Genomic DNA, 8,216 nt, shown 5'->3' with positions numbered 1-8,216 from the left:
GAACTGCGAATTGCGAATTGGAGGTGACGTAGTAGGTTTTAGCTTAACTTGACGCTAATGGCAGGGACGCCCATTCCACAAGATAGTTCCACAAGATAGTTAGTTAAATTGTCCGGATAGCAACGATAACAGAAGAAGACGTATATATTACCCGGTTGTTGGCGCCTATCGCCAGATAGCTTGTGATAACACGAGTAATGTGCTTACATTATGTCTCACTTATATGGATTAGATACAGTCTAAAAATCTTGTACAAACTTTTCCGGAAAGTAGAGTTAAGATTATGTATCTAGTGTATAGAAGAGTGCAAGGGAGTAAGTCTGTGCTGTTTTATTAAGGTTGGGTAACTTAATTGGTTTTCTAATACTTTTGTGACAAATAATTTTTATTTGACGATAGCTAGGTTATAATGTAACATAAATAATACATAGATTGTAAAAATAGACGAGGTGCCTACTTATGAGAATGAAGCGATGGGAATCCCCTCGTAGAGAGGGGAGAAATGATAAAGGTCGAGGTGGTTCTGCTCGACAACGCCAACTGAAAAAACAACAGCAGATGCTACGAAAGCGACTTAAAGAACAAACTAAGCAAAACAATCAAAACAAAAATAACGATTATAGAAGGGGGGAGAAAGATTATTCTTCCCCCCTTTTTTTGATTATGTAAAAATTTAGCTGTATCTCTTAATAAAATCACAACTGGTAAATAAGTTAAATAAATACTTAAATTCTACTTAACACTGTTTATTTTTTTACATGATGTTGTTATGCTGTAATAGCGGTTTTACAGGTTTTTCAAATTATTTTCAAACTTATAATATGTTTCTATTGTAAAATTCGCAACACAATATATTGAAAAGTTAAATTATATACAAAAATAATAATAAATAAATATAAATATAATGTAAAGTTACACAAAAAAACGGAGAAAGTTTTTTTTTGTGAGTAAAGTAATATACAATGTTCTTAATGAAACTATTACCAGGGATACAGAAAATTTACTGAGAAGCGATTGCATCTCCATGTGTGGACTCACGATAATTTCCTCGCTTAAAAAAGTAGTAGATAATACTTACTTTTTTCAAGGCTTGGTTCGCTTCGATTTGTCTATTTACCTTTACACAAGGAGTTTGGTTATGGTAGCAGAAAAGTTTCTGCCTACTAAAAAAGTTCTAGATTTCCCTATTACCGCTTTAAAGCTTGATGAGCAGGTACAAACGATTGTAAATTGGGGTATCGCGCGCGAGAGTAAGACAGTTTGTGTAGCAAATGTACACATGCTGATGGAAGCGCATTGGAATCCTGAGTTTGGAAATGTTCTTAAAGGCGCCGACATTGTGACTCCAGATGGTATGCCTTTAGTTTGGATGTTGCGACTTCAGGGTGCCCGATATCAAGACCGGGTAGCAGGGATGGATATTATGATGTCACTGTGCAGATTAGCTTCAGCTCAAAATGTCAGTGTCTTTTATCTCGGTTCACAAACTGAAGTTCTTTCACGAATGCGGAAACGCTTGAACAAAGAATTTCCTTCTTTAAAAATCGCAGCAATGGAACCTCTGCCTTTTCGTCCCTTGACAGAAGCTGAGGATCAAGCACTGATTGATAAAATTCATGCTTCAGGCGCCAGTGTGGTGCTTGTATCTTTAGGTTGTCCAAAACAAGAAAACTGGATGGCTCAACATAAAGGTAAAGTCCAAGCTGTGATGATTGGATTAGGTGGTGTTTTCCCTGTGTATGCAGGAATTCAAAGACGGGCACCTCGTGTGATTCGTGAAATGGGATTTGAATGGCTTTACCGTTGGGTACAAGAACCACGACGACTTTGGGAGCGCTATACAAAAACAATTCCTCCATTTATTTGGCTTGCTGTCAAACAATTAGTCACGGATAGAGGTGTTGCACAAATCTATCTTGATAGCAGAAGCGATTAAAGCTTTTATAATCAATTATGTTTCAGAGCGCATGATTATAATAGTGATGGTTTGCATCAAATCACGCGCGTCATTAAATCGAATTCAGGAGTGAAATTCTAGATAAACTGTTGCTCCTGTATTAAACGCTCGTTACAAAGTTAAAACTAATTTGTAAGGTGCGAAGTCCAAGGCTTAACGCACCTACAATCTATCTTTAAATTACTCTTAAATTACAATTAATTCACTTTATATTCTACGCTTGTAGAATATAAAGTGAATTATATGTACTTTTACAAATAATTTTTTTATATTATAAAGTTACGGTAATAAATTCATAAAGGTTCCAATATGTGTAAAGCAAACTACGTAGAATATTATACAGTGTCTATATGATTGAGTCAGAATGCGACAAATAAAGCGTGTCATCCTCCTTGGGAAAGGCATTCTTTATTAAGATTCAAATATAATCTCCCAAATATCTTTTAGCTAAGTCAAGCATCTACCGTATATGATTGATACAAAAGAAATCTAAAATAATACTGATTTCATCTTTGATATCTCGTAATAGAAACAAACCAGGTATATGTAATCCTAAGTCATACATTATTGAAATCAACAAGTAATAAATTAATTCTCACGATTTGTTGTGGGTAAATTTATTTGGGGATACTAAAAAAAGTTATTAGGGTCGCGAGGTTATTCAGCAATGATTATAAAATACACGAAAGTCATTAACAGTTATCACTATGCAGTCAAAAGAGAACTTTGAAGAAATAGATTTTCAAAAATATTGGCTTGTCCTGCAACGTCGTTGGTTACCAGCACTAGGAATTTTTTCATTAGCCGTGGCTGGTTCATCGGTAGCTGCACTATTATCAAAGCCTACATATGAAGCACAAGGAACTCTGCTTATCAAAACAGATCGCACTTCATCATTAACTGGTGTAGGAGAAAATGTCGGAAAGCTTGATGCTCTAACTAATGCTAACAACCCATCAGACAGCCAGGTAAGAATAGCGACTTCTGTTCCAGTTATAGAGGAAACTATCAACTCACTTCAGCTAAAAAATGATAAAGGTAAATTACTAACTTATAGAGAATTAAGTTCAAAAATTAAGGCAGAAAGCATCAAAGGAACCGATATTTTACAAATTAGCTACGCAGATAAAGACCCAAAACTAGCCGCTCAAGTAGTTAATAAAGTTGTTGATACTTACATTAAAAGTAATATCAAGGTAAATCGAGCTGAGGCAGTTTCTGCACGTAAATTTATAATGCAGCAATTACCTAACTCTGAAAGATCTGTTAAGCAAGCAGAGTCAAACTTGCGTAGATTTAAAGAAGAAAACAAAATAATCGTTTTGAAAGAGGAAGCATCAGCAGCAGTAACAATTATTTCTAAACTGGATAATGATATTTCTGAAGCTCGATCTCAACTAACTGAAATAACTGCTCGTTCGCGAAGCATACAAAATCAAGCCGAGATAGATTCACAGCGAGCTGTAAAATTTGCAGCTTTGAGTCAAGCAGAAGGAATTCAGAAATTATTAGCTCAATTTCAGGAAGCGCAAAGTCAACTTGCGGTTGAGAAAACACGCTTGCAGCCTACACATCCCACAGTTCTGAACTTGCAGGAAAAAGTAACAGCTCTTGATCAACTGCTCAAAGAGCGTATCGCGCAAGTTGAAGGCACTACTCAACAAGTAAATATAGGAAATTTGCAGATTGGAAAAATACGGGAGGAATTAACAACCGATTTTGTTCGCTCTGAGGCACAACGCATTGCTTTAGAACAAAAAATTGGTGAACTATCGAAAATACGAGCCGGGTACATACGCAGAGGAAACATCTTACCTCAGTTGGAACAAATTCAACGAGAACTTGAGAGGAAACTAGACGCAGCTCAAAAAACCTACGAGACACTCTTGACAAGATTCCAAGAGGTTCAGACGATAGAGAACCAGAATATTGGTAACGCGCGTATAATATCTTCCGCTATAGTTCCTGATTTTCCAAAAGGCCCTGGAAGAAAAATAATTTTAGGAGGCGGTGTAGTCGCAGGTGCTTTACTCGGTATTATGGCTGCTTTTGCTTTAGACCTAACAGATAGATCGCTTAAGTCGGTCAAAGAAACTAGAGAACTATTTAAGTATACTTTGCTAGGGGTCATTCCTAATTTAGGCAAGTCTGACAACTTAATTCCTAGGGTAATTGGCAGGGATATGCCGATGTTCCCGTTGGGTGATGCCTATCAAATGCTACAAGCAAATTTAAAGTTTTTGAATTCGGATAAGAAGTTAAAGTCAATCGTAGTTACAAGTTCAGTTTCTAGAGAAGGAAAGTCTGAGGTTTGCACGAACTTAGCTGTTGCATTAGCTGAGGTTGGGTATAAAGTATTACTAGTTGATGCAAATATGCGTCATCCAGTACAGCAACATATCTGGAACTTAACAAATGTAGTTGGTTTAAGTAATCTAATTATTGATGAAGTAACTCTTAGTGCTGCTGTTAAAGAGGTAGCAACAAATCTTTATGTCTTACCTTCTGGAGTTTTACCTCCTAATCCAGTTGCGCTGCTTGATTCTAGTCGGATGGCATCTTTAGTCAATGTTTTTACAAGCAATTATGACTATGTAGTTTTTGATACTCCACCCCTAGCAGGTACAGCAGATGCTTCTGTTTTAGGCAAGCTGACTGATGGAATTTTATTAGTGGTGAATCCGGAAGTCGTTGACGCTTCAAGTGCTAATACAGCAAAAGAGTTTTTAACCCAGTCGAGTCAAAAGGTTTTGGGTATTGCAATCAACGGTGTAAATGTCAAGCGTGAACCTGATAGCTATTTCTACTACACTAATTCAACAGAAAATGATTCAAAGTTAAAACAATTACCGGGCAATAAATCAGCTGCATTGAAAATAGAGAGATAGATAAATCTAAATAAGGCTTTATCTAGCTAATAAAAATCAGTCAGTATCTTGATTTTTTTGTAACATTTATTATTTAATAGGAGTAACTAATTTCAGTGTTTAAATATCTCTCAAAAGTTCTATACATCATAGGTGAAGCAAAAAGAAGCTTACTCTTACTAGTTATAGTATTTACAGTAGCTTCTTTGCTAGAAACTTTAGGTGTTGGACTTATCGGACCATTTTTGAATATATCTTCTAATCCGGAGTCTATTCAGAAAACCGCTTCACTCAATTTTGTGTACACACAACTAAACATAGAGTCTAATAGCCATTTCATCTTTCTATTTGGACTTATTATTATTTTTGTGTTTTGCATAAAATCATTGATATATTTTTTAGCTAGACTGTACATCGTCGAGTTTAGCTTTGACCAGAAAAGTATACTTATCTCTAAACTGCTACATACTTATCTAACGGTTCCCTACACATTTCATTTAACTAGAAATACAGCTAGCATCATTAAAAACGTGATTTTAGAAACGGAAGCATTTACTCATTTTTGTATGCTGCCGTTGCTAAATTCTGTTGCAAATTTGACAGTTACAGCCATTTTACTGCTGTTGCTTGCAAAGACAAATTTGCTACTTTTGGTGATGATGCTGGGAGTTATTCTTCCCATCGTATTACTATTCCAACGATTTGGGAAAAAATTTAGTAAGTGGGGTGAAACTATGTCCCTAACTTATCAAGAGATGGTGCAAATAATCAATCATAGTTTAGGAGGAGTTAAAGAAACACGTATTATTGGCTGCGAAGATTACTTTGAACACCAAATGGCTCAACAAAGTCAGATGCATTCAAGAGCAGCTACTTTGTATTTCGGCGCCGACTTATTACCACGTGTTTTAATTGAAACGTCTCTGATTATATTTATAGTACTTTTTGTCTCAATATCTCACATCTTATTTACGGATAGTCAGCAGAATTTAACTTCGGTGTTAGCTGTTTTTGCTGTAGGTTCGATTCGTTTAATACCTTCAGCAAGCCAATGTGTACAAGCAATAGCTCAAATGAGAAGCCATGTACATTCTATAGATGCGCTTTATCTTGATCTTAAAGAAGTAGAAAAGCAGAGCAAAAAATCATCAGGTATAACCTTAAATAAAACTCGATATAACAAATTTCAGCCTTCATTAAATCCAACTATGTCTTTTTTTGACAAAGTTGATTTGATGAACTTAACTTATTGTTATCCGGGAATTTCTAAGCCTGCTATTCAGGATATATCTTTTAGACTTGAAAAAGGTAAATCTATTGCTCTAATTGGTAAATCCGGCGCCGGGAAGACAACATTAGTAGATGTGATTTTGGGACTTTTAGAACCTGACAGTGGAGATATCCGTGTCGATAATGTCTCTATATATGAGAATGTTCGCGCGTGGCAAAATTTGATTGGATATATTCCTCAGTCTATTTCTCTAATAGATGACACAATCAAACGAAATATAGCTTTTGGCGTTCCAGACGATGTTATTGACTCAAACAAACTTCGCAACGCAATTAAGGCTGCTCAACTAGAAGAACTAATTGAACAGTTGCCAGATGGCATTTATACTTCTGTTGGTGAAAAGGGGGTGCGTTTATCTGGTGGTCAGCGACAGCGTATAGGAATTGCACGAGCATTATATTTCGAGAGAGAAATTTTAGTGTTGGATGAAGCAACATCTGCTCTTGATAATGAAACTGAAACTCTTGTAACACAAGCAATTCGGTCTTTAGCTGGCACAAAAACAATGATTATTATCGCTCATCGTCTCTCAACTGTTGAGCATTGTGACCAGATTTATATGCTAGAGAAAGGGCGTATCGTTAAATCAGGTAGCTATAAAGAAGTTGTACAGAAAGTTTAAATACTTATAAGCCTTTAAAGTTAACAATTGTAAATTAGTATTTTTACCAGTTATGGAAATAGCTAAAAAACTGTATCACTCACTATTCTCATATCATATTCGTGGTCAAATTAAACTAGGATTATTGAATATATTCAGAAAATTAAAGATTTTATCTATACTAAAAAAATTAGGTTTTTTAACTGCTAATGGCTATCTAAAGATCAATATTGATAATGCAGAAGAAGTTTTAGACGTAGTTAATGGATGTACTAAAACTTATAAAATTACAGAAGAGATTGTAACTGGGGCTGCTAATTATCTTCCTGAACAGTTTTTAGATGATATACAGCCATTTACTACAGTAGCTGAGACTGTTTTAATTGATACAACAGATTGTGGCTTTTCTTTTCGTAATAATCACTTGCTAGATAAAAACTTGAATGTAATTGGAGGATATAGAATAGAGTTTAATAATTTACCTATATACATACAATCTCTTTCTAAAGTAAATAAGCTCTCTGGAACGGTAGCATACTTATCCGACCCAGAACCATCAAATTACTATCACTGGATGTGCGTAGCGCTGCCACTTCTGAGGTTTTATAAAAATTTTTATAACTTAGAAGATATTGATTTTGTCTATGTCGGGCAATTTCCGCTATCTGGTTTTCATAAAGAAACCTTAGCGCGAGCAGGTATTTCAACGACACAAATAGTACAAGAAGCTTGTATAGCCGATAGACTATTAGCAGCTATTGGTAGTCGATTTATCGGTGTAAATGACCCTATTAGCTTAGAATCGTATAATTTTACTAGAAATCTGTTTCAAGATGAATGGCAGAGGAAATATACAATAGGTATACAAGAAAACAATACACGTTTTTACGTGCAAAGAGGTAATGTTAAGAGAAGAAAAGTAATTAATGAAGATGAAGTAATTAATTTACTCTCTGCTTACGGCTTTAAAAAAGTGCAAATGGATAATAAGACAGTCCAAGAACAAGCGGAAATATTTGCTCAAGCAGAGGCAATAGTGGCTCCGCATGGCGCCGCGTTGACTAACTTACTATTTGCACAACCCAAAACAACAGTAATTGAAATTTTTCCAGATGGATTTACAAATAACTGTTTTTATGTATTAGCAAATCATGGAAAGTTGAATTATTCATACTTGAAGAGCGAAAGCATAAATCAAAATAAGCCGCTGCATCATCGAGATATATATGTAGATATTAAAAAGTTAGATGAAGTTTGCAAAATTGCATTCTTAAATTCAAGTAGTTGTTTAAAATAATATTAATAAGATAGAGTTCAGTTCTCAATGATTTTTGAGTGCTTTTTTATAAATTGGTGAACTGTATAAATATCTAAGGAATGTTATGAGCCGAAATTCTCAATTAAAAACCCCAGTAGTTTTAATTATCTTCAAAAGACCACACACAACCCAGAAGGTATTTGAAACAATCCGTCAAGCTAAACCATCGAAATTGTTTGTAA

5 protein-coding genes and 1 pseudogene are annotated in these 8,216 nt (G+C 35.1%); all 6 read left to right on the top strand.

Features of this window, described 5'->3' with window-relative positions; translation table 11 throughout:
• The first annotated feature begins 459 nt into the window (after nt 1-459).
• Complete coding sequence (locus tag AC2JBO_RS40665) at nt 460-669, top strand: hypothetical protein (protein ID WP_496959308.1); 210 nt, start codon at nt 460-462, stop codon at nt 667-669.
• Between the two features lie 469 nt (nt 670-1,138).
• Nucleotides 1,139-1,936, top strand: a complete 798-nt coding sequence (locus tag AC2JBO_RS40660; RefSeq protein ID WP_496959307.1) for a WecB/TagA/CpsF family glycosyltransferase — start codon at nt 1,139-1,141, stop codon at nt 1,934-1,936.
• A gap of 728 nt (nt 1,937-2,664) precedes the next feature.
• Nucleotides 2,665-4,845: a GumC family protein gene (locus tag AC2JBO_RS40655; RefSeq protein WP_496959306.1), complete on the top strand. Its 2,181-nt coding sequence runs from the start codon at nt 2,665-2,667 to the stop codon at nt 4,843-4,845.
• Between the two features lie 545 nt (nt 4,846-5,390).
• Entirely contained in the window at nt 5,391-6,737 is a 1,347-nt protein-coding gene (locus AC2JBO_RS40650; protein WP_496959305.1) for an ABC transporter ATP-binding protein, read from the top strand.
• Between the two features lie 52 nt (nt 6,738-6,789).
• On the top strand, nt 6,790-8,013 hold the full coding sequence (locus tag AC2JBO_RS40645) for a glycosyltransferase family 61 protein (RefSeq protein ID WP_496959304.1): 1,224 nt from the start codon (nt 6,790-6,792) through the stop codon (nt 8,011-8,013).
• An 85-nt stretch (nt 8,014-8,098) separates the two neighbouring features.
• Nucleotides 8,099-8,216, top strand: a pseudogene (locus AC2JBO_RS40640) (glycosyltransferase family 2 protein); the annotation flags it as partial.

The organism is Calothrix sp. CBUCES-K 9914 (assembly GCF_059640475.1).
Note: the sequence above shows the minus strand (reverse complement) of the source record. Positions and strands in the feature narration are given on the sequence as shown.